This is a genomic window from Rhodococcus sp. C26F (assembly GCF_053345925.1).
Map to the genome: position 1 here is coordinate 11,739 of NZ_JBKFBA010000015.1, position 26,213 is coordinate 37,951.

The 26,213-nt window shown below is 69.8% G+C and carries 31 protein-coding genes; 11 read left to right on the plus strand and 20 right to left on the minus strand.

Features of this window, described 5'->3' with window-relative positions:
• Positions 1 to 138: 138 nt before the first annotated feature.
• From ACLBYD_RS16585 to ACLBYD_RS16615, 7 genes are all read left to right on the plus strand, one after another.
• Positions 139 to 585 (plus strand): hypothetical protein, encoded by a 447-nt coding sequence (locus ACLBYD_RS16585; RefSeq protein WP_447817297.1) that lies wholly within the window; start codon positions 139 to 141, stop codon positions 583 to 585.
• Between the two features lie 2 nt (positions 586 to 587).
• On the plus strand, positions 588 to 971 hold the full coding sequence (locus ACLBYD_RS16590) for a VOC family protein (RefSeq protein WP_447817298.1): 384 nt from the start codon (positions 588 to 590) through the stop codon (positions 969 to 971).
• A 193-nt stretch (positions 972 to 1,164) separates the two neighbouring features.
• The gene (locus ACLBYD_RS16595; RefSeq protein WP_060650702.1) at positions 1,165 to 2,346 is read left to right on the plus strand and encodes an inorganic phosphate transporter; all 1,182 of its coding nucleotides are present in this window, start codon (positions 1,165 to 1,167) and stop codon (positions 2,344 to 2,346) included.
• Positions 2,343 to 2,603 carry a hypothetical protein gene (locus ACLBYD_RS16600; RefSeq protein WP_060650701.1) on the plus strand — a complete coding sequence of 87 codons (261 nt, stop codon included), beginning with the start codon at positions 2,343 to 2,345 and terminating at the stop codon, positions 2,601 to 2,603. Before ACLBYD_RS16595 ends, ACLBYD_RS16600 begins: the two co-directional genes overlap by 4 nt.
• 12 nt (positions 2,604 to 2,615) lie before the next feature.
• Positions 2,616 to 2,915 carry a DUF3349 domain-containing protein gene (locus tag ACLBYD_RS16605; protein ID WP_006552314.1) on the plus strand — a complete coding sequence of 100 codons (300 nt, stop codon included), beginning with the start codon at positions 2,616 to 2,618 and terminating at the stop codon, positions 2,913 to 2,915.
• Positions 2,888 to 4,057 carry an o-succinylbenzoate--CoA ligase gene (menE, locus tag ACLBYD_RS16610; RefSeq protein ID WP_447817299.1) on the plus strand — a complete coding sequence of 390 codons (1,170 nt, stop codon included), beginning with the start codon at positions 2,888 to 2,890 and terminating at the stop codon, positions 4,055 to 4,057. Before ACLBYD_RS16605 ends, menE begins: the two co-directional genes overlap by 28 nt.
• A 48-nt stretch (positions 4,058 to 4,105) precedes the next feature.
• Entirely contained in the window at positions 4,106 to 4,975 is an 870-nt protein-coding gene (locus ACLBYD_RS16615; RefSeq protein ID WP_006552316.1) for a 1,4-dihydroxy-2-naphthoate polyprenyltransferase, read from the plus strand.
• Between the two features lie 42 nt (positions 4,976 to 5,017).
• Here the strand turns inward: ACLBYD_RS16615 and ACLBYD_RS16620 are convergent, their stop codons facing one another.
• A complete protein-coding gene (locus tag ACLBYD_RS16620; RefSeq protein WP_033096110.1) occupies positions 5,018 to 5,407 on the minus strand; it encodes a phage holin family protein in 390 nt (129 codons plus the stop codon).
• A gap of 111 nt (positions 5,408 to 5,518) precedes the next feature.
• Between ACLBYD_RS16620 and ACLBYD_RS16625 the strand changes: the two genes are divergently transcribed.
• Complete coding sequence (locus tag ACLBYD_RS16625) at positions 5,519 to 6,505, plus strand: hypothetical protein (RefSeq protein WP_447817300.1); 987 nt, start codon at positions 5,519 to 5,521, stop codon at positions 6,503 to 6,505.
• Between the two features lie 21 nt (positions 6,506 to 6,526).
• Here the strand turns inward: ACLBYD_RS16625 and ACLBYD_RS16630 are convergent, their stop codons facing one another.
• The 4 genes from ACLBYD_RS16630 to ACLBYD_RS16645 all read right to left on the minus strand — a co-directional run bounded on the left by ACLBYD_RS16630 (position 6,527) and on the right by ACLBYD_RS16645 (position 8,867).
• Entirely contained in the window at positions 6,527 to 7,090 is a 564-nt protein-coding gene (locus tag ACLBYD_RS16630; protein ID WP_447817301.1) for a Clp protease N-terminal domain-containing protein, read from the minus strand.
• A 5-nt stretch (positions 7,091 to 7,095) separates the two neighbouring features.
• A complete protein-coding gene (locus ACLBYD_RS16635) occupies positions 7,096 to 7,311 on the minus strand; it encodes a helix-turn-helix domain-containing protein (protein WP_016694332.1) in 216 nt (71 codons plus the stop codon).
• Between the two features lie 78 nt (positions 7,312 to 7,389).
• Entirely contained in the window at positions 7,390 to 8,487 is a 1,098-nt protein-coding gene (locus tag ACLBYD_RS16640) for a PLP-dependent cysteine synthase family protein (protein ID WP_447817302.1), read from the minus strand.
• Positions 8,484 to 8,867 carry a DUF4229 domain-containing protein gene (locus ACLBYD_RS16645; protein WP_447817303.1) on the minus strand — a complete coding sequence of 128 codons (384 nt, stop codon included), beginning with the start codon at positions 8,865 to 8,867 and terminating at the stop codon, positions 8,484 to 8,486. The genes ACLBYD_RS16640 and ACLBYD_RS16645 overlap by 4 nt, the downstream gene beginning before the upstream one ends.
• A gap of 208 nt (positions 8,868 to 9,075) precedes the next feature.
• Here ACLBYD_RS16645 and ACLBYD_RS16650 point away from each other — a divergent pair, with 208 nt between their 5' ends.
• Both ACLBYD_RS16650 and ACLBYD_RS16655 read left to right on the plus strand, forming a co-directional pair.
• Positions 9,076 to 9,285: a BldC family transcriptional regulator gene (locus ACLBYD_RS16650; RefSeq protein ID WP_006552323.1), complete on the plus strand. Its 210-nt coding sequence runs from the start codon at positions 9,076 to 9,078 to the stop codon at positions 9,283 to 9,285.
• A gap of 190 nt (positions 9,286 to 9,475) precedes the next feature.
• Positions 9,476 to 9,676, plus strand: coding sequence for a hypothetical protein (locus ACLBYD_RS16655; RefSeq protein ID WP_024101710.1), 201 nt, complete (start codon positions 9,476 to 9,478; stop codon positions 9,674 to 9,676).
• Here the strand turns inward: ACLBYD_RS16655 and ACLBYD_RS16660 are convergent.
• From ACLBYD_RS16660 to hemL, 7 genes are all read right to left on the minus strand, one after another.
• On the minus strand, positions 9,658 to 10,659 hold the full coding sequence (locus ACLBYD_RS16660; RefSeq protein ID WP_447817304.1) for a MinD/ParA family ATP-binding protein: 1,002 nt from the start codon (positions 10,657 to 10,659) through the stop codon (positions 9,658 to 9,660). The genes ACLBYD_RS16655 and ACLBYD_RS16660 overlap by 19 nt on opposite strands.
• Positions 10,660 to 10,710: 51 nt before the next feature.
• Entirely contained in the window at positions 10,711 to 11,700 is a 990-nt protein-coding gene (gene ccsB, locus ACLBYD_RS16665) for a c-type cytochrome biogenesis protein CcsB (protein WP_060650693.1), read from the minus strand.
• Entirely contained in the window at positions 11,700 to 13,367 is a 1,668-nt protein-coding gene (resB, locus tag ACLBYD_RS16670; protein ID WP_447817305.1) for a cytochrome c biogenesis protein ResB, read from the minus strand. The genes ccsB and resB overlap by 1 nt, the downstream gene beginning before the upstream one ends.
• Positions 13,364 to 14,182 (minus strand): cytochrome c biogenesis CcdA family protein, encoded by an 819-nt coding sequence (locus ACLBYD_RS16675; RefSeq protein WP_060650691.1) that lies wholly within the window; start codon positions 14,180 to 14,182, stop codon positions 13,364 to 13,366. Before ACLBYD_RS16675 ends, resB begins: the two co-directional genes overlap by 4 nt.
• A gap of 2 nt (positions 14,183 to 14,184) precedes the next feature.
• Positions 14,185 to 14,790 (minus strand): TlpA disulfide reductase family protein, encoded by a 606-nt coding sequence (locus ACLBYD_RS16680; RefSeq protein WP_006552330.1) that lies wholly within the window; start codon positions 14,788 to 14,790, stop codon positions 14,185 to 14,187.
• Complete coding sequence (locus ACLBYD_RS16685) at positions 14,787 to 15,437, minus strand: histidine phosphatase family protein (RefSeq protein ID WP_060650690.1); 651 nt, start codon at positions 15,435 to 15,437, stop codon at positions 14,787 to 14,789. The genes ACLBYD_RS16680 and ACLBYD_RS16685 overlap by 4 nt, the downstream gene beginning before the upstream one ends.
• 61 nt (positions 15,438 to 15,498) lie before the next feature.
• Positions 15,499 to 16,824, minus strand: coding sequence for a glutamate-1-semialdehyde 2,1-aminomutase (hemL, locus tag ACLBYD_RS16690; RefSeq protein WP_060650689.1), 1,326 nt, complete (start codon positions 16,822 to 16,824; stop codon positions 15,499 to 15,501).
• A gap of 126 nt (positions 16,825 to 16,950) precedes the next feature.
• Between hemL and ACLBYD_RS16695 the strand changes: the two genes are divergently transcribed.
• Positions 16,951 to 18,897, plus strand: a complete 1,947-nt coding sequence (locus ACLBYD_RS16695) for an acyl-CoA dehydrogenase family protein (protein WP_447817306.1) — start codon at positions 16,951 to 16,953, stop codon at positions 18,895 to 18,897.
• Here ACLBYD_RS16695 and ACLBYD_RS16700 read toward each other — a convergent pair.
• From ACLBYD_RS16700 to ACLBYD_RS16735, 8 genes are all read right to left on the minus strand, one after another.
• The gene (locus tag ACLBYD_RS16700; protein ID WP_447817363.1) at positions 18,879 to 19,355 is read right to left on the minus strand and encodes a hypothetical protein; all 477 of its coding nucleotides are present in this window, start codon (positions 19,353 to 19,355) and stop codon (positions 18,879 to 18,881) included. The two genes, ACLBYD_RS16695 and ACLBYD_RS16700, sit on opposite strands and share 19 nt — an antisense overlap.
• A gap of 38 nt (positions 19,356 to 19,393) precedes the next feature.
• On the minus strand, positions 19,394 to 19,555 hold the full coding sequence (locus ACLBYD_RS16705; protein WP_024101716.1) for a hypothetical protein: 162 nt from the start codon (positions 19,553 to 19,555) through the stop codon (positions 19,394 to 19,396).
• Between the two features lie 51 nt (positions 19,556 to 19,606).
• Positions 19,607 to 20,140, minus strand: a complete 534-nt coding sequence (locus tag ACLBYD_RS16710) for a hypothetical protein (RefSeq protein WP_447817307.1) — start codon at positions 20,138 to 20,140, stop codon at positions 19,607 to 19,609.
• A complete protein-coding gene (hemB, locus tag ACLBYD_RS16715; protein ID WP_447817308.1) occupies positions 20,137 to 21,114 on the minus strand; it encodes a porphobilinogen synthase in 978 nt (325 codons plus the stop codon). The genes ACLBYD_RS16710 and hemB overlap by 4 nt, the downstream gene beginning before the upstream one ends.
• An 86-nt stretch (positions 21,115 to 21,200) precedes the next feature.
• Positions 21,201 to 22,766, minus strand: coding sequence for a bifunctional uroporphyrinogen-III C-methyltransferase/uroporphyrinogen-III synthase (locus tag ACLBYD_RS16720; RefSeq protein WP_016693742.1), 1,566 nt, complete (start codon positions 22,764 to 22,766; stop codon positions 21,201 to 21,203).
• 63 nt (positions 22,767 to 22,829) lie between these two features.
• The gene (gene hemC / locus ACLBYD_RS16725) at positions 22,830 to 23,840 is read right to left on the minus strand and encodes a hydroxymethylbilane synthase (protein WP_447817309.1); all 1,011 of its coding nucleotides are present in this window, start codon (positions 23,838 to 23,840) and stop codon (positions 22,830 to 22,832) included.
• Positions 23,837 to 25,258, minus strand: a complete 1,422-nt coding sequence (locus ACLBYD_RS16730) for a glutamyl-tRNA reductase (RefSeq protein WP_447817310.1) — start codon at positions 25,256 to 25,258, stop codon at positions 23,837 to 23,839. The genes hemC and ACLBYD_RS16730 overlap by 4 nt, the downstream gene beginning before the upstream one ends.
• On the minus strand, positions 25,255 to 26,124 hold the full coding sequence (locus ACLBYD_RS16735) for a redox-sensing transcriptional repressor Rex (protein WP_026061479.1): 870 nt from the start codon (positions 26,122 to 26,124) through the stop codon (positions 25,255 to 25,257). Before ACLBYD_RS16735 ends, ACLBYD_RS16730 begins: the two co-directional genes overlap by 4 nt.
• Between the last annotated feature and the right edge of the window lie 89 nt (positions 26,125 to 26,213).

Here is a 26,213-nt window from a genome sequence, read left to right on the forward strand (position 1 = left end):
CACGGCTGCGCGGCACCGCTGTGGCAGGCCGGCGCTGTCATGGGCACCGTTGCCGTCAGTAATGTCCCACCGAAAGCTTCGTCAAACACATATGTCCAGTTACGTTCGAACCGTGTGCTCTCGGGCACACTGTGGGACATGACCGATCGCCAGAGTCCGCGAACCGCCCACACCCGCCCGGAAGGCGTCTCCGACGCCACTGTGAAAGCGACCGGCAAACTGTCCGAGGCCCTCGAGACCGTCGAGCAGGCGCGAGGCCATCTCTATGCCTTCCACCAGCTGATGGGCCGCGCCGATCTGCTCACCGGCGACGCCGAGGAGTTGTTCCGCGAGGCCGGGCACGACAAGATCGCCGAGCGGCTCGGCACCGAGATCATCGGACGCAACATCGCCGAGGGTCGCTGGACCTTCCAGCTCGTCGAGGAGTTCGACGACGGCTACTGGTCGGACTTCCGCACTTTCGAGAAGCAGGTGCGCGACGAACTCGTGCAGGGCCGGCGCCATCTGTTCGAGGCCGAGATGAAGGAATCGCGGCGCACGCACGGCCGCCGCCATCACGAGGCCTGCCCGGCCGAGGAGCAGTGACCGTGGAGATCCTCAGCAGCCGCACCATCCTCCGTCCGCGCGACCCCGAGGCCGCCCTCGAGTTCTACGGTTCGACGCTGGGACTGGCGATCGCCCGCGAGTATCCCGGCGGAACCGTCTTCTTCGCGGGGCAGTCGCTCATCGAGATCGCCGCGCACGGCCGATCCGACGACAGCGACGAAATGTTCCACGGCGCCCTGTGGCTCCAGGTGCGCGACGTCTACGACGCCGAGGCCGAACTGGCGCTGAAGGGCGTGCGCATCGTCCGGGGTGCGAAGCAGGAGCCGTGGGGACTGCACGAGCTGTGGATCGCGGATCCCGACGGGATCCCGATCGTCCTGGTGCAGATCCCCGAGGACCATCCCTTGCGGCGCGACCTCCGTTGACGAACGGAGGTACCCGGGCACGGCCGGAGGCAGTCGCGCGGCGCCGGTGATCTTGCACACAAGCCGCGCGGTCTGCTCTGCACTCCGCTCATGGTCGGAGTCCGAAAGAACCGGTCGGGCGTGACGGCGAGACGCAGAATTCACATCCCCGTCGCTGTACATTCACCTGCCCGCTACCCCACAATCGACAGACGTGACCGCAGAGTTCGTCGTGCTCCTGGTGGTGGTCGTCACTGCCCTCGCATTCGATTTCACCAACGGCTTCCACGACACCGGCAATGCCATGGCGACATCCATCGCCACCGGCGCCCTCAAACCCAAGACCGCGGTCACTTTGTCCGCGACCCTCAACCTCGTCGGCGCCTTCCTGTCCGTGGAAGTCGCCGCGACCGTCGCGAAGGGTGTCGTCGACCTCGACACCGTCGGCGGTACCGATCTGTTGCTCATCGTCTTCGCCGGTCTGGTCGGAGCGATCCTCTGGAACATCTCGACCTGGCTGTTCGGCCTGCCGTCCAGCTCGTCGCACGCTCTGTTCGGCGGTCTCGTCGGCGCTGCACTGGCGTCGATCGGTGTCCAGGGCGTCGTGTGGGACGGAGTCCTGGGCAAGGTCCTGATCCCCGCCGTGCTCGCGCCCGTCATCGCGGCGCTCGTGTCCACGGTGGGCATCTGGTCGATGCACCGCCTGACCCGATCCGTCTCCACCGAGCACCGCGACCGCGGCTTCCGGCTGGGACAGATCGGCACGGCGTCCCTGATGTCCCTCGCGCACGGCACCAACGACGCGCAGAAGACGATGGGCGTGATCTTCCTGGCCCTCGTCGCCCACGGCACCATCACCGCCGACACCGAGATGCCGTTCTGGGTGAAGGTCGCCTGTGCCGTCGCGATCGCACTCGGCACCTATCTCGGTGGCTGGCGCATCATCCGCACGCTGGGCAAGGGCCTCGTCGAGATCGCCCCGCCGCAGGGCCTGGCCGCCGAGTCGTCGTCGGCCGCCATCATCCTCACCTCGAGCCATTTCGGTCTGCCGCTGTCGACCACGCACGTCGCCACGGGGTCGATCCTCGGAACGGGTCTGGGCACCAAGGGCGCCGAGGTGCGCTGGTCGGTGGCGCGACGGATGGTCGTCGCGTGGGTCATCACCCTGCCGTGCGCCGCGGTCGTCGGAGCGATCTGCTGGGCGCTCGCCCACCTCATCGGCGGCATGTCCGGCGTGCTCGTCGTGTTCGCAATCCTGTGCGCCCTGGCCCTGTTCATGTGGCTGCGCTCGCGCCGGCAGCCCATCGACGCCTCCAACGTCACCGCCGACTGGGACGACAAGCTCGCCCAGGCGCCAGGTGCCTCCGAAACGGTCAGCAGGGAAGGACGCTCGTGAACCTGTTGACGCACACCCTCGATTCCCTGTGGCAGGTCGTTCTCGTGGGCCTGCTGCTCGGCGCCGGCCTGCCCTCCCTGTTCGCCCTGGGGGTCCGCGCCCTCGACACCGGTCGGGGCAGCGACGGCACACCGAATCCCGTGGCGCGGACCGCCGCGGTGTTGTGCTTCGCCGTGGTCGCCTGCGCGATCCTGGCGGGAATCCTCCTGCTGGCGTCCGATTTCCTCGCCGGAACGTTCGGCATCGACATCTTCTGATCGGAGTGACGGGTGGCTCTCCCGCCGTTTCTCGCTTCCATCGTCGAGTGGCTCCGCGCCGGTTACCCCGAAGGGGTACCGGAACAGGACTACGTACCCCTGTTCGCACTGCTCGCGCGGCGCCTGTCCGACGAGGAGGTCGCCCAGGTCGCCGACACCTTGGTCGAGGACGGTGACCTCTCGATCAACCGCATCGACATCGCGGTCCTGATCAGCAAGATCACCAACAACATGCCGTCGCCCGACGATGTGGACCGGGTCCGCCGCCAGCTCGAGGCAGGCGGATGGGACACGACACAATACGATCTGTGACCACGCTCGAGCTCCTGCCCGTCCCTGCCGGGTCCGCCGTCCGCTCCGTGCTGCCTACCCTGCAGCGCATGCTCGACGGTGACGGACCGGCGCTGCTCCCCGTCCCCGCCGGGGACGAGCGGGAGACGCTCCGACTCACCGCCGCACTGAGCCCCGGTGAACCCGTCGCGGACGGCGTGGGACTGGTGGTCGCGACCTCCGGCACGACCGGGACCCCGAAGGGTGCCATGTTGTCCGCGCAGGCGCTGCGCGCGAGCGGCGACGCCACCCACGCCCGGTTGGGCGGGACGGGCTCGTGGCTCCTGGCCCTGCCCGCCCATCACATCGCGGGCATGCAGGTGCTGCTGCGCAGCCTGCTCTCCGGAACCGAACCCGTCGTCGTCGACGTGTCCGCCGGTTTCGATCCTGCGGATCTGCCGGCGGCGGTGGACGCCGTGCCGGGCCCCCGCCGGTACAGCTCGATGGTTCCCACGCAGCTGATCAAGGCCCTCGACCATCCCGACGCCACCGCGGCGCTCGCCCGCCTCGACGCGATCCTGCTCGGTGGGGCCGCGACTCCCGTGCCGGTCCTCGACCGCGCCCGCGCGGCCGGCATCACCGTCGTGCGCACCTACGGCATGAGCGAGACCTGCGGCGGCTGCGTCTACGACGGCGTGCCGCTCGACGGCGTGCACGTGCGCGTCGACGGCGACTCGCGGGTGTGGCTCGGCGGCGCCACGCTCGCCTCGGGCTACCGGAACCTGCCCGACCATCCCGCCTTCGCCGAACCCGGCTGGTTCCGCACCGACGACGCGGGCATGCTCGACGACGGGGTCCTGCGCATCCTGGGACGGCTCGACGAGGCCATCTCGACCGGTGGGCTCACCGTGGTCCCCCAGGTGGTCGAGGCCGTGCTCGTCGAGCACCCGGCCGTCCGGGAGGTCGCGGTGGTGGGTCTGCCCGACGCCCGGCTCGGTCAGCGCGTCGCGGCGGTCGTCGTGCCCGTCCCCGGCGCGACGCCGACGCTCGCCGAACTCCGCGACCACGTCGAGGCCACGCTCGATCCCACTGCTGCGCCGCGTGAGCTGCAGGTCGTCGACACGCTGCCGCTGCGTGGACCGGGCAAGGTCGATCGCCGCGCCCTCGTCTCGCGCTTCTCCTGACGGGGTGCGCACGACGCGGCAGGCAGGCCCGGGTGCGAAGATCGATCCATGGCAACGGCTGGTCAATGGCTCGAAGGCGCTCGTCCGCGCACCCTCCCCAACGCGATCGCACCCGTCCTGGCGGGCACGGGCGCTGCGGCGTGGCTCGGTGAGGCCGTGTGGTGGAAGGCGCTGCTGGCACTGGTCGTCGCGCTCGGACTGATCATCGGCGTGAACTTCGCCAACGACTACTCCGACGGCATCCGCGGCACCGACGACGAGCGGGTCGGCCCGATGCGGCTCGTGGGTTCGGGGGCGGCGAGCCCCGGCGCCGTCAAGCGCGCGGCGTTCGTGTGCTTCGGCATCGCGGCCGTCGCGGGACTCGCTCTCGCCGTCACGACCGCCTGGTGGCTCGTGCTCGTCGGCGCGGTCTGCATCGCCGGGGCCTGGTACTACACCGGCGGAAAGAACCCGTACGGCTACAGCGGCTTCGGTGAGATCGGCGTCTTCGTCTTCTTCGGGCTGGTCGCGGTGCTCGGCACCCAGTTCGTTCAGGCCGGTCGCGTCGACTGGGTGGGTCTGGCCTGCGCGGTCGCCGTCGGCTCGATCTCGACGGCCGTCCTGGTGACGAACAATCTCCGCGACATCGCCACCGACGCGGAGACCGGCAAGCGGACCCTGGCGGTCAAGCTGGGCGACCCGAGGACCCGCACGCTCCACCTGGTGCTGGTCGTCGTGCCGTTCGTGATGTCGCTCGTGCTGGTCGCGGCGACGCCGTGGGCGCTCGCCGGCTTCCTCGCCGCACCGTTCGCGGTCCGCGCGCACAAACCGGTGCGGGCCGGTGCCCTCGGTCTCGCGCTGATCCCGGCGCTCAGCGATTCGGGTGTCGCGATGCTCGTGTGGGCGGTGGCCACCGCGCCCGCGCTGGCCTTCGGCTGACCATGACGCGGGCGCGGCGGAACCGGTCGCGGGCGGACGGGATCAGTCGCGGTCCGGGACGACCAGGCCGAGGACGAAGTTGACGATCGCGATGATCACGCCGCCCCACAGCGCCGCCCAGAAACCGTCGATCGTGAGGCCGTACTCGGTGAACCCGCTCAGCCACGCGGTGAGCATGAGCATCAGCGCGTTGACGACGAGCAGGAAGAGCCCGAGGGTGAGGATCACCAGCGGCAGCGACAGCAGCTTCACCAGCGGCTTCACGAGTGCGTTGACGACGGTGAAAATGGCGGCCAGCACGACGAGCGAGATGACCTTGCGGGTCGTGTCGGAGGTGCCTGCGGGATCGGTGAAGTCGATTCCGTCGACCAGCTCGACCGCGAGCCACAGACCGACCGCGTTGATGATCAACCGCAGTATCAGAGAAATCATGGTGCCACTGTGGCACACCGAACTCGGTCTCGTAACGGGCAAATCGGACCCATCCGGGATCGCCCCTCCCCCTCAGGGGCCTCTCAGCGACGGACGGTAGCGTCGGCCGGCGTGCGTTCACGTCTTCTCCCCCTGCTTCTCGCTGTGACCGGACTGCTCCTCGTGGGCGCGGGTTCGGTCTTCGCCTGGCTCGACCGCCCCGAGACGACGGTCGCGACCGTCGCGGAAGAGCCGAGTCCCTCGGCGGACGGCGTCGACGAGGCGCGGAGCAATCTGCAGCGGGCCGGACTGCCACTGTCGGTGCTCGACGGCGGGGTCGGGCAGCTGACGGAGGGCAGCACCCAGCTCGACGACGGTGCCCACCAGCTCTCCGACGGCCTCCGGCAGGCCCGTGACGGCGGGGAGCAGCTCGCCGATGGTCTCGGGCAACTCGACGGCGGTGTCGACATGCTCGGCGACGGTGCCCGCCAGGTGAGCGGTGGCGTCGACGAGGTGGTCGACCGGCTCTCCGGCTTCGGGGAGATGCAGGGCGACGTCACGGCGCGGCTCACGGCCGTCGCCGACACGCTCGGCGCGTCCGCGGATCCGGTCTCGCAGGGCGCGGCCGGCCAGCTGCGCGGACTCGTCGAGACCCTCGACACGCAGGGCCTCGGGCCGGACACCCTCGATCAGCTCGGGCAGTTGCGCGACGGCGCACGGCAGCTCGCCTACGAACTCACCGATCCGAACGCGCAGTTCGTCGCGGGCATGGCGCAGGCCGCCGACGGCTCGCGCCAGCTCCGCGACGGCCTCGTTCTCCTCGACGACGGTGGCCGGGCCCTGACGGACGGCACCGGACAGCTGGTCGATGGCGTCGGGCCGGTGGCCGACGTCGTCGGTGGCATCGCCGACAACGTCCGGTCGGCCACCGAAGCGCTGCCGCGCACCGCGCCGGCCGCTACGGACACGCAGGCCGCGGAGGTCACGGCGACATCGGATCGTCAGTGGTGGCCGTTCGCGACGATCGCGGTCGGCACGCTGCTGCTCGTCGCGGCGACGGTCGTCCCGCTCGTCGCCGGGCGTCCGCTCGCCGTCGCCCCCGCGCAGCCGACCCGGTAACCACCCGAAGGCTCGACGACGTCAGGCAGCGGCGTCGAGGTGGCCGCTCAGGCGCTGACGGAGCTGCGCGCGCGGCACGTGCGCTTCCACGAGGGCGCCGGTCGCCGGATCGTCGCTGCGCAGCAGTCCGAGCAGGATGTGTTCGGGACGGATGACCCGTTCGCGGCGTGCGATGGCCTCCCGCAGCGCGAGTTCGAGCGACTTCTTCGCCGCCCGGTCGAACGGGATGTGACCGAGCCGGTTCGCGACGCCCTGCCGATCGGTGCTCTTCCCGTCGAGCACCCCCTTGCCGAAGGCCGCTTCGAGACGGCTCCGGACCTCGTCGAGATCGATCCCGATCGCTTCGAGCGCCGCAGCGTCCTCGTCACCGAGCGGGGCGTCGGCGGTGCGGGCGGCCCGGTCGGAGCGGAGCCCGTCGACCGTGAGACCTTCCTCCGCGAGCAGGACCCGCAGCGGTTCGTCCGCAGCGACAGCGGCCCCGATGAGCAGGTGCGACGCCTCGATCCGGGGATCGCACACCCGGATCGCCTCCTGTTGTGCTGCGACGACGGCGGATCTGGCACCGTCGGCGAATCGTTCGAACATGTCGATCACCTGCGCTTCCGATTGTGCTTCTGATGGACCGCCTGGCGGCTGACACCGAGCTCGTCGGCGATGGCCTGCCAGGACCAACCCCGCTCACGGGCATTCGCGACCTGGACCTCCTCGAGCCGTTCCAGCAGGCGGCGCAGGGCACGCACAGCGCGCAGGCCCACTGCGGGATCGGAGCTCGCGGCGGCAGCGGCGAGGGTGGTGGCTTCACTCATGTTGTCAATATAGGTTGACAACGAGAGCGCGTCAACGAACATTGACAGAAACGGGAATCTGCGCAGGTGGTGCAGGCTCTATTGCGGCCACTGACCGGTAGTCGCGAACTTCTCCAGCACCGCGAGCGGCCCTGCGAGGTCCATCCCCTCCGCAGCGACCCACTCGTCGGAGAAATAGGTGTCGGCGTAGCGCTCGCCGCCGTCGCACAGCAGCGTCACGACGCTGCCCTCACGGCCCTCCGCGAGCATCTCGGCGATCAGGCCGAAGGCTCCCCAGAGGTTCGTGCCGGTCGAGCCGCCCACCCGACGTCCGAGCGCGGTGCTCGCGTGCCGCATGGCGGCGATGGACGCCGCGTCGGGCACCCGCACCATCCGGTCGACGACCTCGGGCACGAAGGACGGCTCGACGCGCGGACGTCCGATCCCCTCGATGCGCGAGGGCATGCCGGTCGTGTAGTCGGCCGATCCCGTCTCGAACCCGCCGAAGAACGCCGAGTTCTCCGGGTCGACGACCGCCAGCCGCGTCCGGTGACGGCGATAGCGGATGTAGCGGCCGAGGGTCGCGCTCGTGCCGCCGGTTCCGGCGCCGACGACGATCCACTCCGGCACGGGATGACGCTCGAGACGCATCTGCGAGTAGATGCTCTCGGCGATGTTGTTGTTGCCCCGCCAGTCGGTTACCCGCTCGGCGTTCGTGAACTGGTCCATGAAGCAGCCGCCGAGCTCGTCGGCGAGCCGCTGAGCCTCGGTGTAGATCTCGGGCGGGCGATCGATGTAGTGGCACCGGCCGCCCTGCGCCTCGATGAGCGCGACCTTCGCCGGTGAGGTGCGGCGCGGTACGACGGCGACGAAGTCGAGGCCGAGGAGTCGCGCGAAGTACGCCTCACTGACCGCGGTGGACCCGGACGACGCCTCGATGATCGGGGTCCCTTCACGGATCCAGCCGTTGCACAGGGCGTAGAGGAACAGCGAGCGCGCGAGACGGTGCTTGAGGCTGCCCGTGATGTGCGTCGACTCGTCCTTCAAGTACAGGTCGATGCCCCAGTCCGCGGGGAGGGGGTAGCGGAGCAGGTGGGTGTCGGCGCTGCGCTGGGCGTCGGCCTCGATGAGCCGGACCGCGTTGTCGACCCAGCCCCGGGGTGCGCTGCGGTCGACGACCGCACCGGTCGCCGTCACCGCCCGTTCTCGCCGCGCATGCGCTTCTCGAGGTCGGCGCGTTCGGTGCGCCGACGCTCGTCGACCGCGGCGATGCCCACGTTGACGCGACGCCGAAGCGACGCGAAGAGCACTAGCGAGACGGGCAGGGCGATGAGCACGGCGAACAGGGCTGCGACGAGGAGGGGGATTTCCACCCCGAATGCCCGGGGAACGTAGAGAATGAGCAGAGTGAGCACGACCACGAGGGCGAGTCGGGCCACCGAGTACAACGCGACGTCCCGGATCAGGGACCCGGTCCCCGCCTGACCGCCGGCGGCCGTGGCGCCCTCACCGTGAGGGTGTGGAGTGCGCTGGGAGGGGGTATCCGAGGGTTCGTTCCGGCGTTCGTCGTTCACCACTCCAGGTTAACCGGCCGCCCGGACGACGAGCTCCGCGACGATTTCCGGAAGTCGGACATCCGTCCGTTTTGTCTATTACTTCCGCTTTACCAACCGTAGACCGTTCGAGCAACCAGGGGTATCGGTGCCACCATGGGCTTGGACATCCCGATCGAACAACTCGATCGCGTCGAACAACACGATCACGACAACCGGGAGGACATTCGCAATGAGCGCACCCACTTTCAACGGCGCGAAGGAATCCCTGCTGACCCCGGGCCAGGTGGCGGCACTGTTCCATGTGGATCCCAAGACCGTCACCCGGTGGGCCCACGCCGGCCGATTGGGCTCGCTGCGGACCCCCGGTGGCCATCGCCGCTTCCGTGAGTCCGAGGTCCTGGCGCTTCTCCGCTCCCTCACGACCGAAGCGACACGCTGATCCGAGACAGCAGAATCCGCACCTCCGGCGTGCACCTGCCGGACCCCGGCCGACCACCCGCGGAACCCACGTGCCGGACCGGGTTCCGCCCACCTAGAATGTGGACGAACCGGTCTGCGGTCGCCGCGGCCCGGAGGTGCACGGCGAGGGCACGTCCTCGTCCGGCACCACCACGGTCAGGAGGTGCAACGTGCTCTATCTGTTGGCACTCATCGGTGCGGTGACACTCGCCGTCCTGCTGTGGAAGGCGTACGGTCCCACATCTCGTCCGCCGTCCCGCGTGATGGGTCCGGACGACGATCCCGACTTCCTGTGGAAGGTCGATCGCGAGGTGCACCGCCGCCGGAGTGGCGACGGCACCGGCGAGTCCGATCAGGAGCGGGGCGACTGACCGTTCGCCGTGTGCGGTGAGCGCGCGGCGAAACCGTCGGCGATATCCGCGGCGAGTCCGAGCAGGGCGCGTCGCGTACCCGACTGTAGCCGGTCCAGATCGATCTCCGCCCCTTCTTCGAGGTGGGGATCGAAGGGCAGGACGTGGACCGCGCGGCACCGCTGTTCGAAGTGTCGCACCACGAGGTCGAGGTCGACCTTGCCCGACCTCGGCCGCACCGCGTTGACGACGGCCACCGACCGCTCGACGAGTTCGCGACAGCCGTGCGCGTCGAGCCAGTCGAGCGTGGCCGACGCGCTGCGGGCGCCGTCCACCGAACCGGAACTGATGACGACCAACGTGTCGGCGTTCTCGAGGATCGCGCTCATAGCGGAGTGCATGAGCCCGGTCCCGCAATCCGTGAGCACGATGCTGTAGAACCGCTCGAGAAGACCCAACGTCCGTTCGTAGTCGTCGGCGCAGAAGGCCTCCGAGACCGCCGGATCGGTGTCCGAGGCGAGCACCTCGAGACGATGCGTGTTCTGCGAGGTGTAGGCGCGCACGTCCGCATACGTCTCGAGCAGCGACTGATCGCGCAGCAGCGTGCGCACCGTGGCCGACGTCTGTTCGGCCACCTTCTGACTCAACGTCCCGCGGTCCGGATTCGCATCGACCGCGACGATCCGATCGCCACGCAGCTCCGCGAAGGTCGAACCGAGCGTGACCGTGGTGGTCGTCTTGCCCACCCCGCCCTTGAGACTCAGCAGGGCGATCCGATGGCAGCCGTGCAGCGGTGCACGCACCCGCTCGGCCGATTCCTCCTTGCGCTGCTGCCGGGAACTCTCCCCCACGTGCACGCGACCACCGGTCGCCCGGTAGACGACCCGCCGCCAGCCCTTCCGCGGCGGCGCGGCGACCGGGCGTACCAGTAGCGACGAGTCCAGCGCCGTCGCGTCCAATGCGTGTCCGTCGAGCCCCGACGACCCGTTACCGGCCCTATCCACCGCGTTCTCCCCCCGTCGACTGTCACGGACGACGGCGCGACGATAGCAGCCTCAGTTGAGCCCGGCGTACGAGTGCAGGCCCGAGACGACCATGTTGATGATGAACAGGTTGAACAGCATCGCGATGAAACCGGCGACGTTGATCCAGGCCGCGCGGGTGTTGCGCCAACCGGAGGTCGCACGTGCGTGCAGGTAGGCGGCGTAGACGACCCACGTGATGAACGAGACCGTCTCCTTCGGGTCCCAGCCCCAGAAGCGTCCCCAGGCCGCCTCGGCCCAGATGGCACCGAGGATGATGCCGGCACCGAACAGCGGGAAACCGATGATCGTGGTGCGGTAGGCGAGCCGGTCGAGGGTCTGGGCGTCGGGCAGACGCTCGGCGAGCGCCGCGAACACGCCGCTGCGCTCCTCACCCTTGGGGAAGCGGATGCGCAGCAGGAACAGCAGGCTCGCGACACCCGAGACGAGGAAGATGCCGCTGCCGACGCTGATGATCGTCACGTGGATCGGCAGCCAGAACGAGCGCAGCGCGGGAACCACGGGAGCGGCGTCGGCGTAGAGCACGGTCGCCGCGAGGAACATGAGGATCAGGACGGGGACCAGCAGGTACACCCACATGGTCCGGTAGGCCGGCTTGCGCAGGACGATCAGGCCGAAGATCACGGCGGCGGTGCACGCCATCGCGACGAACTCGTACATGTTGCCGAGCGGGAATCGCTCGGTGGCCAGGCCGCGCAGCACGATCGAGGCGACCTGCAGTCCGGCGACCACGACGACGAGCGCGCGGCCCATGTTGCCGAGACGCTGCGACAGGGCGCGCTTCGGCGCCTCCTCGACACGACCCGGGCCGGCGGTGCGTTCGACGGTGTCGGAGGCCGCTCGACGGCCGGCGGCGACCAGTTCGCGTTCCCGCTCGGCCACGACGTCGGCGCGGTGGGTCGCGTATTCGGCGACGAGCAGCACCAGCGCCAGCACGAGCACCGCGAACGCCGATTCGAAGGCCCAGTCGCTGTACCGCGCCAGGGTGTCGTTCTCTGTCATCAGTTCTTCTTCTCCTGTGCCGCCGGGGCGGAGGGTGCATCGTCACCGAGAAGACGCTCGACCAGTCGGTCGAACTCGTCTCCCCATCCGGCCTGATCGGTCCGTGCGAGACCACCGAGTTCTACTACGGTTCGTCGTTCACCGTCGTTCACTGTACCGCCCGGGTACGCGCGCGCCCACACTCTGCGTCGCTTGACCAGCAGCGACACGAGCAGACCGGCCATCATCGCGATCGCCGCGACGAGCACCCACTGCTGCGCCGGGTCGTGCGAGACCTGCAGGTTGACGAAGTCGGTGGCCTTGTCGAACCGCACCTCGGTGCCGTCGGCGAGCGTCACGCTCTCCCCCGGACGCAGGTTCACGCGATCCTGCTTCACGAGGCGACCCTGGTTGATCAGTTCCTTGTTGAGCGAGAACAGCGACTGCGGGCTGCCGGTGTCGAGACCGGAGTCGCCCTTGTAGACGTCGATGGCGACGGCCGGGTCCATCATCGACGGGAAGATCGACGTGAGCAGCGTGCCGTGGAAGGACGCCGTCGGCGCGAACAGTCCCTCGAGTGCGATCTGGTTCTTCCGGCGCTCGTCGGCGTCGGGGTACATGCCGCCGGGCGGGTCGAAGCGCATGGCGCCGCTGCTGAGGAAGGTCGTCGCGTCGTCGGGCGCCCACTGCATCGTCTCGGTGCGGGTCTCGCCGTTCGGCCAGGTGACCGTGAAGGTCGGGGCGTAACCGTGACCCTGCAGGTAGACGCGGTCGCTGCCGACCCGCAGCGGATGGTTGACCTTCAATTGCGCGTCGCGCCAGGTGTTCGTGACGAGGTCGTCGCCGTACTGGTACTCGATGTCGGAGGTGAACATCTCGGCCTGGCCGTTGTCGAGATAGTCGGCGGCGAAGGTGTTCACCCGCACGCACATGGGGTTCAGACCGGTGCCGTCGAGCGTGCTGCCGGCGCGGAACGAGTCGAAGGAGGCGGGCGAGGTGGTGCAGAACTCCTCACCGTTCGCGACGAGGATGCGCTGCCCCTCGTAACCGAAGAGCTTGCCGGCGGCGACGGCGACGAGCAGCCCGACGAGGGAGATGTGGAAGACCAGGTTGCCGGCCTCGCGCAGATAACCCTTCTCGGCGGACAGGGTCACCTCGCCGTCACGCCCGCGGGCACCGCCCTCGCGGCGCACGACCTTCCAACCGCGCAGCTCTTTCTGGATCCGGTCGAGGGCGTCGGCGGGGGCCTCGGCCACCGTCGTCTGCGTGTGGTGCGGCAGGCGCTGCAGGTTGCGCGGCGCGGCGACCGGCGGGGTGCGCAGGGCGTGGAAGTGCTCGACGCAGCGCGGCAGGATGCAGCCGACCAGCGAGACGAACAGCAGCACGTAGACGGCGGTGAACCAGAAGCTGCCGAAGACGTCGAACAGCTCGAAGCGGTCCATGATCGGTCCGAGCGTCGGCCGGGCCGCGATGTACTCGTCGACCTTCTGGGTGTTGAGGCTGCGCTGCGGCAGGAGTGCGCCCGGGATCGCGGCGAGCGCGAGCAGGAACAGCAGGACCAGCGCGGTCCGCATCGACGTCAGGCCGCGCCAGGTGTTCCGCACGAAGGCCGTGGCACGTCCGAACGCGCCCTGTCGCGGCGGAGGCGACGGCTGCGGTGCGGGGGTCGGGGTGTGTGTCGCGGTCATACGGGCAGAGTCACTTCCGAGATGAACGAGTCACGGACCCAGGACACGAACAGGTCCCACGCACCGGTGACGAGAGCGATGCCGACGGCCATGAGCATCAGGCCACCGACGATTTGCACGGTCCGCGCGTGGGTGCGCAGCCAGCCCACCCCGCGCAGCGCCCGCGCCGAACCGAGCGCGAGCACGACGAACGGCAACCCGAGGCCGAGGCAGTAGGCGACGATCAGCGTCACCCCGCGTGCCGCGGTGGTGCCCTCGGTGCCCGCCGCGAGCGAGATGACGCCGGCGAGGGTGGGGCCGAGGCACGGGGTCCACCCGAGCGCGAACACCGCGCCGAGCAGCGGGGCTCCCGCAAGGTTCGAGATGCGCCGGGGCGCCGGACGCGTGTCGCGCTGCAAGGCCGGGATGAGACCGATGAAGACCAGGCCCATCACGATGGTGACGACACCACCGATCCGCATGAGCAGTTCGCGGTTGACGGCGAGCGCGGAGATCGCCCCGAACACCGAGGCCGTCGCGAGGACGAACACCACGGTGAATCCGAGGACGAACAGCCCGGCGGCACCGGCCACTCGGAGGCGGCCGTCGCTGCGGACGGTCGTGGTGCGGGCACCGGCCTGCTCGGCGGTGACGGCGGGGGCCTCGGCTCCCACCACTCCGGCGAGGTAGGACAGATAGCCGGGAACGAGCGGCACGACGCACGGCGATGCGAAGGAGACGAGACCGGCGAGCAGGCACGCGCCCATCGCCAGCAGCAGCGGACCCGACAGGGCCGCGTTCTGGAAGGTCTCCCCGACACCCGACGCAAGGATCACTGTTACTGCTCCGAATCCGGTTCCGCCGCGACCCGCTCGACGACCGGTTGCAGGTCCTCGGCGAGCAGTTCGGTCAGGTAGACCGCAGCCACGCGGTGCTCACGGTCGAGGACGACCGTCGTCGGCACGACCGAGGTCGGGTAGTTGCGGCCGAGGGCGAGCAGCGACCGCATCGGCGGGTCGTAGATCGACGGGTAGCCGATCCGCTGGTCGGTGACGAAGTCCTGGGCCTTGTCGCGCTGATTGTCGCGGACGTTGATGCCGAGGAACTGCACCCCGAGATCCTTGGTGGCCTCGTAGACCTCCTCGAGATCGTCGGCTTCGCTGCGGCACGGCGCGCACCACTGGCCCCACACGTTGAGCACGACGACCTGGCCCTCGTAGTCGTCGAGGGAGATGGTCTCGCCCTCGTTCATGAGGTCCTCGCCGGTGAGCTCACCGAGGGTGCCCCGGTCGGCCGGGGGGTCGTAGAAGATGCGGGTCTGCCCGCCGGGCGAGACGAAGTCGAACGTTCCCCCGGTGGCGACGGCGTCGTCCCCGGTGGCGCAGGAGGTGAGAAGGACGGCACCGCAGATCGCGGCGACCGTCGCCCGGAACACCTTTCTCATGCGCCGTGGACGTTCGGGTCGGAGGCGCCGGCCGGCTCGGAGTAGACCAGGTCGACGAGGGTGTCACCCTCGTAGACCAGGGAGGTCAGCGAGGCGAGGCTGCACTGGCGGCGACGCGGGTCGTGCCACAGTCGCTCGCCCTCGAGGAAGCGGCGCAGCGTCCACACCGGGAGCTGGTGGCTCACGCACACCGCTTCCCGCCCCACCGCGGCCACGCGGGCCGCGTTGACGGCGGCGAGCATGCGGTGGGCGATCTGCAGGTAGGGCTCGCCCCAGGAGGGGGTGAACGGATCGCGCAGCTTCCACCAGTGGCGCGGGCGGCTGAGCGCACCGTCGCCGACCGAGACCTTCAGGCCCTCGAAGTCGTTGGCCGCCTCGATGAGGTTCTCGTCGGTGCGGATCTGCAGTCCGTGCTTCTCCGCGATCGGGGCGGCGGTCTGCTGGGCCCGTTCGAGCGGGGACGCGACCACGTGTGCGATGTCGTGGTCGGCGAGCGACGCCGCGACCGCCCGTGCCTGGGCCTCACCGGTCACCGACAGCTTGAAGCCGGACAGGCGGCCGTAGAGGATTCCGGAGGGGTTGTGGACCTCTCCGTGGCGGAGCACGTGCACGATCGTGCGGGTCTCGGACGGGGCGGCGTCGGTCACGTCGATGTTCCTCGAGGGGTGTGGGAGGGGCGGATCGGGCTGGGCAGGCAGGAGAGCGGTGCTACGGCGCGGTCGCCGCGGCGGCCGCGCGCGCGGCGTGCGGCAGCGCGTCGGCGATCCGCGAGAACGCGTCGTCGTCGAGCGCGGACGAGACGAACCACGTCTCGAAGGCACTCGGGGGTGCGTAGACGCCGCGCTCGAGCAGCGCGTGGAAGAAGGCCGGGAAGCGCCAGGTCTGCGCGGCCTTGGCCTGCTCGTAGTTCGTCACCGGCTCATCGGTGAAGAAGACGCTCAGCAGCGTGCCGGCGTTCTGGACGCGGTGCGGCACCCCTTCGGCGGCGAGTGCCTCACCCAGCAGACGCCCGAGGGTCTCGGAGTTGCGGTCCAGGGTGGCGTAGACCTCGGCGTCGGCGGCACGCAGGCTCGCGAGGCCGGCGGCCACGGCGACGGGATTACCGGACAGGGTGCCGGCCTGGTAGACCGGTCCGCTCGGGGCGAGATGGGCCATGACGTCGGCGCGGCCACCGAAGGCCGCGGCGGGCAGACCTCCGCTCATGACCTTGCCGAAGGTCATCAGGTCGCCGGAGACACCGTCGATGCCGTGCCAGCCGGTCGGGCTCGCGCGGAAGCCGGTCATCACCTCGTCCATGATCAGCAGCGCGCCGTGCTCACGGGTGAGCTCGCGCAGGCCCTCGTTGAAGCCGGACACCGGCGGGACGGTGCCCATGTTGCCGGCGGCGGCCTCGGTGATGACCGCGGCGATCTCACCGGGGTTCGCCTCGAAGGCGGCGCGCACGGCGGCGAGGTCGTTGTAGGGGACGACGATGGTGTCGCCCGCCTGGGCGCCCGTGACGCCGGGCGAGGTGGGCAGACCGAAGGTGGCGAGGCCGGAACCGGCGTCGGCGAGCAGCGCGTCGACGTGACCGTGATAACAGCCCGCGAACTTCACGATCTTCGACCGTCCGGTGAATCCGCGCGCGAGACGGACGGCGCTCATCGTCGCCTCGGTGCCGGAGTTGACGAGCCGGACCTGCTCGACGGGTGCGATGCGGGCGACGATCTCCTCGGCGAGTTCGACCTCACCCTCGGTGGGGGCACCGAACGACAGACCCGCCACGGCGGTGGATCGGACGGCCTCGACGACCGCCGGATGCGCGTGCCCGAGAATCATCGGACCCCAGGAACACACCAGGTCGACGTAGGTTTTTCCGTCGACGTCGGTGAGCAGCGGACCCGATCCCGATGCGAAGAAAGGAGGATTGCCGCCGACCGATCCGAACGCGCGGACCGGAGAGTTGACGCCCCCCGGTGTCACCTTCGATGCCCGGTGGAAGAGTGCGGCGGATCGAGTGTCGTGGGTGGACGAAGCATCGGGGGTCGCAGTCACGACTTCCAGTGTCCGTAGTTTCGCGGGATTTGCCAAAAACAGCGGTCCCCAAACCTCGTGTGTTTTTTCTCCCTTACCAGGAAAAAGGGACACCGTGAGTGACTTGTCGCACCTATCGTCTGAGGCATGCCGACGACAGCCGAACACCTGCGCATCGCACTCGACGGTGCGTGGCACGAAGCCCGCGAACGCGCCCGCAAGGATCTCGCGCACGAGAAGTTCGCGCCGCACTACACCCCCGAGACCGACAAGGCCCGCGCCATCACGCTCGAGCAGATGCGCATCCTCGCCGAGCACGGCTACGCCGCGTCGGGTTTCTCCGTCGAGTCCGGCGGCACGGGCGACGCGGGCGGTGCGGTCGCCTCCATCGAGATGCTCGCGATGTCCGACCTGTCGCTGATGGTCAAGGCCGGCGTGCAGTGGGGCCTGTTCGGCGGTGCCGTCGAGAACCTCGGCACCGAGCGGCACCACGAGAAGTACGTCAAGCGGCTCATCGATCTCGACGTGCTCGGTTGCTTCGCGATGACCGAGACGGGTCACGGCAGCGACGTGCAGTCGCTCGAGACCACGGCGACCTACGATCCGGAGACCCAGGAGTTCGTGATCCACTCCCCCACCCCGTCGTCCCGCAAGGACTACATCGGTGGCGCGGCGCAGCACGCCCGGTTCGCGGCCGTCTTCGCGCAGCTCGTCACGCAGGGTGAGACGCACGGTGTGCACTGTTTCGTCGTCCCGATCCGCGACGAGGACGGCAACGACCTGCCGGGTGTGACGACCTCCGACTGCGGTTACAAGGGCGGCCTGCCGGGTGTCGACAACGGCCGCATCGTCTTCGACCAGGTGCGCATCCCCCGGGAGAACCTGCTCAACAAGTACGCGGACGTCGAACCGGACGGCACCTACGCCTCGGACATCGACAACCCGAGCCGACGGTTCTTCACGATGCTCGGCACGCTGGTCCGCGGGCGCATCACCGTCGGCGGCTCGGCGGGTGCGGCGGCGCGGGTCGCGCTGAGCATCGCCACCCGCTACGCCGAGAAGCGTCGCCAGTTCGACGCCCCCGGACGCGACGGCGAGGTGCCGATCATGGACTATCTCGTCCACCAGCGGCGCCTGCTCCCGCTGATCGCCCGCTCGTACGCGCTCGGCTTCGCCCAGAACGAGCTGCTCACGACGATGCACCGGCTGCAGTCGACGTCGTTGCAGGAACTCGACGCGCAGGAACAGCGCGAACTCGAGGGCCGCGCGGCCGGCCTCAAGGTCGCCAACACCTGGCACGCGTCGCGGGCGATACAGGAGTGCCGCGAGGCGTGCGGTGGTGCCGGCTACATGGCCGAGAACCGGCTGACGGCGCTGCGCGCGGACGTGGACGTGTTCACGACCTTCGAGGGCGACAACCACGTCCTGACCCAGCTGGTCGCGAAGGAACTGCTCACGGCCTACGCCGACGAGGTGCAGGGCATGAGCCCGGTGGAGTGGATGCGCTTCGCTGCGACCACCATCTCCGACATCGTCAAGAAGCGCACCGCGGCGCAGCAGATCATCCAGACGATCGTCGACACCCGCCAGGACAACGAGGAGGACGGCAGCCTCTTCGACCGCGGCACCCAGGTGACGATGTTCGAGGACCGGGAGCAGTACCTGCTGTCCACTGCGGCCCGGCGCCTGCAGGCCGCGATGAAGCGCGAGGACAACCCGTTCGACGCCTTCAACTTCGTGCAGGACCACGTTCTGCACGCCGCCCGCGCGCACATCGACCGGGTCGTGCTCGAGGCGTTCGTCGCCGCGATCGAGGACTGCAAGGACGAGACCGCCCGCGACCTGCTGTCGGAGCTGTGCGATCTCTACGCGCTGACGATCATCGACGAGGACAAGGCGTGGTTCATGGAGCACCGCCTGCTGTCGGTCGAACGCGCCAAGGCCGTCACGCGCGGGATCAACGAGCGGTGCCGCAGCCTGCGTCCGCACGCGCTGACTCTCGTGGACGGGCTGGGTGTGCCCGACTACCTGCTCGGCTCGGCCATGCTCGACCGTGAGGGAGCGGTCGTCCTGCCTCAGGACGTCGCGGTCTGACCGGGGTCGCCGAGCCGTGCTCGCAGCTCGTCGGCGTCCTTCGCCCACGCCCGCACGAACGTTCCTCCGATGAGCCGCAGTCCGACGGGCTTGCGGCCGCGCGGCACATCCGCCAGTTCGCCGAGGCTCCGGGCGGTCTCCCAGCGTTCCGGATCGCGCCGGTCGTCCGGTGGCGGCGGCAGCACCGCCTCGATCTCGGCGACCGGCAGTTCCTCGGTGCCCTGCCGCAGGACCGTGGAGGTGAGCTCGACGCTGACGTGCCGACGAGCAGCCACGACCATCACGTAGGAGAAGCCGGCGAGCACGATCGCGATGATCGGCAGCGCGACCCAGTGCACGACGGGGCCGGTGAGCAGTTCGACGACGAGGGCCACGACGCAGACCAGCGGGCCGATGGCGACCGTGCGCCAGCGCGCTCCGGGTTCGTGGAACAGCGGCCCGGCCGGGTCGGTGCCCATCGGATCAGGGGTCGCCGGATCGGGGGCCGTCGGGTCGGTCAAGCGGCGAACGCGCCGGGGATCACCAGCAGCACGGTGGTCACCAGGCCGAGGAGGGCGATGAGAGCGATCAACACCAATTCGCGACGGCGCCCATAGGGCCGCGGTTCCACCTGCATGACGTCCTTTTCGCTCGACGGAAAGGGCCGTGCGGCCCACATGGTGAGCTCACCGTACTCTTCCGTCGCGCCGGACGAAACCGAGTGGTACGTCTATCCTTCCGGCAGTCGCAGGAAGAAGCGGTTGGCATCCCGCCGGTGCATCAGCACGATCGCTCCGACGGTCGCGACGGCTTGCAGAATGCCCACCACACCGAGTATCCAGCCCGCGCCGCCCTCCCCGACGCCCACGCCGAAGACGGTGGGCAGGGTCGACAGCGACATGAACACCCCGAGCAGGGTCAGCAGCATCCGGGCCCAGTTCTTGGCCTTCAACAGCTGCCTGACCACCAGATACAGCAGTCCGACGATCACCAGGCCGATGCCGGCGGTCAGCGCGACCAGCACCGGGACCGCCGACTCGAGCTGCTCCGTGGTGACGCCCTCGACGGCCTGATCGGCGGCCATCGTGGTCATGAGGTCGAGCAGTTCCTCGCGTCGACTCAGCAGATCGGCGAGACTTGCCGCCAAACTCACGACGGCGAGAGCGAGTACCCCGCACCACAATTGGTGGGCCGTCGTGACGTCTCCGGGAACGGGACGATTCGCCGCGGGGCCGGGCCCGACAGGAGGTGCGGGGAAGCTCATGACAGGCGGCCCGCGACCTCGGCGGCCCAGTAGGTGAGGACGACGTCCGCACCGGCCCGCCGGATGCCGACCAGCGATTCGAGGATCGCCGCGTCGCGGTCGATCCAGCCCTTCTGCGCGGCCGCGGTGATCATCGAGTACTCCCCCGAGATCTGGTAGGCGGCCACCGGGACGGGCGAGCGGTCGGCGACCTCGCGCAGCACGTCGAGATACGACATCGCCGGCTTGACCATCACCATGTCGGCGCCCTCGGCGAGGTCGAGGTCCACCTCGTGCAGCGACTCGCGACGGTTCGCCGGATCCTGCTGGTAGGTGCGGCGATCGCCCTCGAGGGACGAGCCGACGGCGTCGCGGAAGGGACCGTAGAACGCCGAGGCGTACTTCGCGGAGTAGGCGAGCTGACCGACCTCGGTGTGCCCGGCCTCGTCGAGCGCGGACCGGATGAAACCGATCTGGCCGTCCATCATGCCGCTCGGGCCGAGCAGGTGCGCTCCGGCCTCGGCCTGCGCGACGGCCATCTCGGCGTAGCGCTCGAGGGTCGCGTCGTTGTCGACGACACCGGTGTCGGTGAGCACACCGCAGTGGCCGTGATCGGTGAACTCGTCCAGGCAGGTGTCGGCCATGATCACCGTGGAGTCGCCGAGTTCGCTGCGCAGCGACCGCAGCGCGCGGTTGAGCACACCGCCGGGATCGCTCGCCGCGGAACCACGGGCGTCCTTGTCCTCGGGGCGGGGCACACCGAAGAGCATCAGGCCGCCGACACCGGCGGACACGGCCTCGACCGCGGCCTTGCGCAGCGAATCGGCGGTGTGCTGGTACACCCCGGGCATCGACGCGATCTCGCGCGGCTCGTCGAGGCCGTCGGCCGCGAACATCGGGAGCACGAGGTGGCGGGGTTCGAGGGAGGTTTCTGCCACGAGCCGTCGGATGGCGGGGGTGCTGCGCAGCCGGCGGGGACGGATGTCGGGAAACATGGGGAGAACACCTTCCATACGGGTCGTGCGCGGCCCCGGTAGTGGCGACTACCGGGACCGCGCACGGATCATCGGATCACGAGAGATCAGCGGCGGGCGCGGGACTTCTTCCGCGGCGGAGGCAGTGCGCCCTCCGCACGGAGCCGGGCCGCGTGCTCGGCGAGCGCGTCGACCAGGGGCCCGATCTGCGCGGTCTCGGGCTGCACGTCCACCCGCAGACCGAACTCGATCGCCGTCTCGGCCGTCTTCGGGCCGATGCACGCGACGATCGTGCGGGCGTGCGGCTTGCCGGCGATACCCACGAGATTGCGGACGGTCGACGACGAGGTGAAGCACACCGCGTCGAAACCACCGGTCTTGATCATCTCGCGGGTCGCGGCCGGCGGCGGAGCGGCACGCACGGTGCGGTAGGCGGTGACGTCGTCGATCTCCCAGCCGCGCTCGCGCAGACCCTCGGCAAGGGTCTCGGTGGCGATGTCGGCGCGCGGCAGCAGCACCCGGTTGACCGGATCGAAGACGTCGTCGTACGGGGCGAACTCGGCGAGCAGGCCGAGGCTGGACTGTTCGCCGCTGGGCACGAGCTCGGGGATGATGCCGAACGAGCGCACCTTCGCAGCGGTGGCCTCACCGACGCACGCGATCTTGACGCCGGAGAACGCGCGCGCGTCGAGACCGAACGCCTCGAACTTCTCCCACACCGCACGCACCGCGTTGGTGGAGGTGAACACCACCCATTGGTACCGGCCGTCGACCAGGCCCTTGACCGCACGTTCCATCTGCGCGGGGCTGCGCGGCGGCTCGACCGCGATGGTCGGCACCTCCATCGGGATCGCGCCGTGCGTGACGAGCCGCTCGCTCATCTCGCCGGCCTGATCCTTGGTGCGGGGCACGAGCACGGTCCAGCCGTACAGGGCGCGCGACTCCCACCACGACATCTTGTTGCGGTGCGAGACGACCTTGCCGACGGTGACGACCAGCGGCCCGACGAGCTCGGAACCCGCATCGTTCAGGGTCGCGAGCGTGGCCTCGACGGTGCGCTGCTGACGGGTGGTGCCGCGCACGGTGATCGCGGCGGGGGTCTGCGGCGCGAGACCGTGTTCGACGAGCGCGCTGGCGGTCTCGGCGAGGTGACCGGAGGTCGCGTGGAGGACGAGGGGGCCGGGGGCTGCGGCGAGCGCGGCCCAGTCGACCTCTCCGCGCACGTCGACCTCGGTGTGGCACGAGCCGAGCGCCATGCCGGCGTAGCTCGGCACCGACGACCCTGCGGGCAGGCCCGGCAGGACCTCGAAGACCACCTGGGTGCGGGCGACGGCGTTGACCTCGGCGATCACCGAGTCGGTGGTGAGGGGGTCGCCGGCGACGAGGCGCACGACGTCGCGTCCGGCCTTCGCCTCGGCGACGAGCGTCTTGGCGACCTCGGCGGGCTCGCCGAGCGCGGGACGGACCTCGGCGACGGGCTCACCGGTCTCCGGGTCGGTGCCGTGGTCGACACCGACGAGGGCCACGACACCCTTGTCGACATCGGGGTCGGTGAAGGCGATCGTGGCGCCCGCCAGCACGTCACGCGCGCGCACGGTGAGCAGCGCAGGATCGCCCGGACCCGATCCCACGAACAGGATGCGCCCGGGGTTGTGCTTACGGACTCGGCTCATCGGTCATTCTCCAGTGCGGTCAAATCAGCGGTAAGGGCAAATCGGGTGACGGTGACGGCTGGGTCAATCATCGGCAGGTCTCGTCTCGGGGAGGACCCCGTGCTCGACCATGAGCTCGCGCGCACCGAGGTCGAGCAATTCGCGGGCGACACGACGACCGAGTTCCTCGGCCTTCTCCGGCGCCCCCACCGCGCTCGCTCGCAGCACATCCGATCCGTCCATGGCGGCGGCACATCCGCGTACCGACAGTTCCTCGATCACCCGGCCGTCGTCGTCGAGCGATTCGACGACCTCGGCGATCGCCCCCACCGGTGCGGTGCATCCGGCTTCGAGTTCGGCGAGCAGCGAGCGCTCCGCAACGACGGCAGCGCGGCTGGCCGCGTGGTCGAGTCCGGCGAGTAGTTCGATCATCTCGGGATCGTCCGACCGGCACTCGACGGCGAGCGCACCCTGCGACGGCGCGGGCAGCATCTGCACCGGTTCGAGGGACTCGGTGACCCGGTCCAGGCGTCCGATCCGCGACAGTCCGGCACGCGCGATGACGATCGCGTCGAGTTCGCCGGAGTCGACCTTGCCGATGCGGGTGTCGATGTTGCCGCGCAGCGGTTCGATCTGCAGTCCCAGGCCGAGCGCGGCGAGTTGTGCCCGCCGGCGCGGCGCCGAGGTACCGACCTTGGAGCCGGGCGGCAGCTCGCCGAGGACGAGTCCGTCGCGGGCGACGAGCGCGTCGCGCGGGTCCTCCCGCTCGGGGACGGCCGCGACGACGAGGCGCGGATCCTGGAAGGTCGGCAGGTCCTTGTAGGAGTGCACGGCGACGTCGACTTCACCTGCGAGCAGCGCCTCGCGCAGCTCGGCGGTGAACACGCCGACGCCGATGCGCTGCACCGGGCCGGGCGTCACATCGCCCTTGGTGGTGATGATGACGAGCTCTGCCGGGCGACCGGCGGCGATCAGTGCGTCGCGCACGGTACCGGCCTGGGTCGTGGCGAGCACGCTGCCGCGGGTACCGATCCGCAGGGGACGATCCTGCCGAGCAACATCGTCGCGGGAAACCGATGCGGCTTCGGTGCTCATGCGGTGCCGTCCTTTCGTGAGGCCTGGAGTTCGGTGGTGACAGCGGGGTCGAGTGCGGCGGACAGATCCCCCGAGAGGGTGGGATCGGTCAGCGAGCTCAGATCCTTGGTGGGTGTCGCGACCGCCTCGACCGAGCCCGGGCGCAGCTCGAACAGCTCGCGCAGGGCTTCGGCGTACTGGTCTCCTCCCGGCGTCGACGCGAGTTGCTTGACGCGCACCGTCGGTGCGTGGAGGAGCTTGTCGACGACCCGGCGCACGGTGCGGGCGACCTCGCCGCGCTGGCCGTCGTCGAGATCGGGCAGTCGCGATTCGAGGCGCATCAATTCGCCCTCGACCACTTCGGCGGCGCGCTGACGCAGTGCCGTCACGGTGGGGGTGACCTCGGCGAGTCGCTGCGCGGTCAGGTACTGCGACAGCTCGGCGGCGACGATCTTGCGGGCGGCCTCCGCGTCGGTCGCGGCGGCACCGGCCGACGGATCGCGCTGCAACGATTCCATGTCGAAGACCTGCACGCCGGGAAGACCGGCCACGGCGGTGTCGACGTCGCGCGGCAGACCGAGATCGCAGATCGCGAGGGGGCGTTCGCCGCGGCCGGGCTGTGCGAGTGCGCGGTGCGCGTCGGCGAGGGTGACGACGGCGCCCACCGCTCCGGTGCAGGTGACGGCGACGTCGGCGCGGCTCAGCGCGGCGGCGAGATCGTCGAATCCGACGACCTCGGCGTCGACACCGGCGGCCCGTGCGGTCTCGGCGAGTCGCTCGGCGCGGTCGCGGGTGCGGTTGGCGACGACGATCGAACCGACCTCGGCGCGGACGAGATGCGCGACAGCGAGGCCGCCCATGGCGCCGGCACCGATCACCGCGGCGGTACGGCCCTTCAGGTCGCCTCCGAGGAAGTTCGCGGCCTTGTCGAGCGCGACCGACACGACGGACGCACCGGCGGCGTCGATGCCGGTCTCCGAGTGCACGCGCTTACCGACGCGCAGCGCCTGCTGGGCGAGTTCGTGCAGGGTGCGGCCGGCGGCCTGCTGAGCGTCGGCGGCGGCGTAGGCGGTGCGGATCTGGCCGAGGATCTGCTGCTCCCCCACGACCATCGAGTCGAGCCCGCTGGCGACGGAGAAGAGGTGTTCGGCAGCGGCCTCGCTGTACCGGACGTAGGCGTGCTTGTGCAGTTCGGTGACGGGCAGACCCGAGTGCTCGGCGAGCAGTTCACTGACCGCGGCGAGCGCGCCGTGGAAGGCGTCGACCACCGCGTAGATCTCCACCCGGTTGCAGGTGGAGACGATCATCGCTTCGGAGATCTTGTCCGACGCCAACATCTTGTCGGTGAGCTTGGGACGGTCGGTGTCCGTGACCGCCACCTTCTCGAGCACCGGGACCGGTGCGCTCCTATGCGATATCCCGACGAGGAGAACACTCACGGTGCGATCACCGATCCGTTTCTGGTCGCGGCCGAGCCCATCGGACCCGCCTTTCCTGTTGTGGTACGCCGAGCAGAGCTTCGGGTGGACACCCGCGGGATGCCGGCGGGGCGTACGTCGCCGGCAGCAGGACGAACGTCAGCGGTCGCGGCACGGGGGGTCTCCCCGTTGCGAGTGCTGTTGAAGGACAGGACCTGCATCTCGACGGACAGATCGACGCGTCGGATCTCGACGTGGTCGGGGACATCGAGTTCGACGGGAGCGAAGCTCAGGATGCTGCGCACTCCTGCGAGCACGAGCCGATCGCACACCTGCTGCGCTGCCTCGTCGGGGGTGGCGACGACACCGATGGTCGCGCCGAGTTCACGGGCTCCGTTCTCGAGATCGTCGACGTGACGCACGACGAGATCGCCCACACGTGTGCCCACCACGTCGGGATCGGAATCGAAGAGTCCGGCCATCGTGAAACCGCGGCGGTCGAAGCCGGGATACCGGGCGAGGGCGCGTCCGAGACTGCCCACTCCGACGAGCACGACGCGATGGCCACGGTCGAGTCCGAGAGCTGCTTCGATGCGGGACTGGAGGCGCAGGACGTCGTAGCCGACGCCGCGCACTCCGTTGGGTCCGAGGAAGGACAGATCCTTGCGCAGTTTGGCCGAACCGACCCCGGCGGCGGCCGCGAGTTCCTCACTGGAGACGATGAGCGTGCCCGCTTCGGCGAACGCACCGAGGACCCGGAGATAGGTCGCGAGACGCGTCACAGTAGCCTGTGGGATATCGCGGACCGGAGGGGTGGGAGTGGCACCCTCGCCGGACTCGGCGGTGCCGCGAGCGTCCTCGCCCTGCGGTGGGTGCAACTGCGTCACGGTACGTGGCTCCTCGTCCGGCCGGTGGATACACGCCTGGCCTCACGGTGATCCGGGAATTCGTTCACACCACGGTAACCGCTTGTGAA

Excerpts from the sequence above, each read along its gene's own strand:
- ACLBYD_RS16585 (WP_447817297.1), top strand. The coding sequence starts at position 139 with ATGACCGATCGCCAGAGTCCGCGAACCGCCCACACCCGCCCGGAAGGC.
- menE (WP_447817299.1), top strand. The coding sequence starts at position 2,888 with ATGGGACACGACACAATACGATCTGTGACCACGCTCGAGCTCCTGCCC.
- ACLBYD_RS16615 (WP_006552316.1), top strand. The coding sequence starts at position 4,106 with ATGGCAACGGCTGGTCAATGGCTCGAAGGCGCTCGTCCGCGCACCCTC.
- ACLBYD_RS16620 (WP_033096110.1), bottom strand. The coding sequence starts at position 5,407 with ATGATTTCTCTGATACTGCGGTTGATCATCAACGCGGTCGGTCTGTGG.
- ACLBYD_RS16630 (WP_447817301.1), bottom strand. The coding sequence starts at position 7,090 with ATGTTCGAACGATTCGCCGACGGTGCCAGATCCGCCGTCGTCGCAGCA.
- ACLBYD_RS16635 (WP_016694332.1), bottom strand. The coding sequence starts at position 7,311 with ATGAGTGAAGCCACCACCCTCGCCGCTGCCGCCGCGAGCTCCGATCCC.
- ACLBYD_RS16650 (WP_006552323.1), top strand. The coding sequence starts at position 9,076 with ATGAGCGCACCCACTTTCAACGGCGCGAAGGAATCCCTGCTGACCCCG.
- ccsB (WP_060650693.1), bottom strand. The coding sequence starts at position 11,700 with ATGACAGAGAACGACACCCTGGCGCGGTACAGCGACTGGGCCTTCGAA.
- resB (WP_447817305.1), bottom strand. The coding sequence starts at position 13,367 with ATGACCGCGACACACACCCCGACCCCCGCACCGCAGCCGTCGCCTCCG.
- ACLBYD_RS16680 (WP_006552330.1), bottom strand. The coding sequence starts at position 14,790 with ATGAGAAAGGTGTTCCGGGCGACGGTCGCCGCGATCTGCGGTGCCGTC.
- ACLBYD_RS16695 (WP_447817306.1), top strand. The coding sequence starts at position 16,951 with ATGCCGACGACAGCCGAACACCTGCGCATCGCACTCGACGGTGCGTGG.
- ACLBYD_RS16700 (WP_447817363.1), bottom strand. The coding sequence starts at position 19,355 with ATGGGCACCGACCCGGCCGGGCCGCTGTTCCACGAACCCGGAGCGCGC.
- ACLBYD_RS16705 (WP_024101716.1), bottom strand. The coding sequence starts at position 19,555 with ATGTGGGCCGCACGGCCCTTTCCGTCGAGCGAAAAGGACGTCATGCAG.
- ACLBYD_RS16710 (WP_447817307.1), bottom strand. The coding sequence starts at position 20,140 with ATGAGCTTCCCCGCACCTCCTGTCGGGCCCGGCCCCGCGGCGAATCGT.
- hemB (WP_447817308.1), bottom strand. The coding sequence starts at position 21,114 with ATGTTTCCCGACATCCGTCCCCGCCGGCTGCGCAGCACCCCCGCCATC.
- ACLBYD_RS16720 (WP_016693742.1), bottom strand. The coding sequence starts at position 22,766 with ATGAGCCGAGTCCGTAAGCACAACCCCGGGCGCATCCTGTTCGTGGGA.
- hemC (WP_447817309.1), bottom strand. The coding sequence starts at position 23,840 with ATGAGCACCGAAGCCGCATCGGTTTCCCGCGACGATGTTGCTCGGCAG.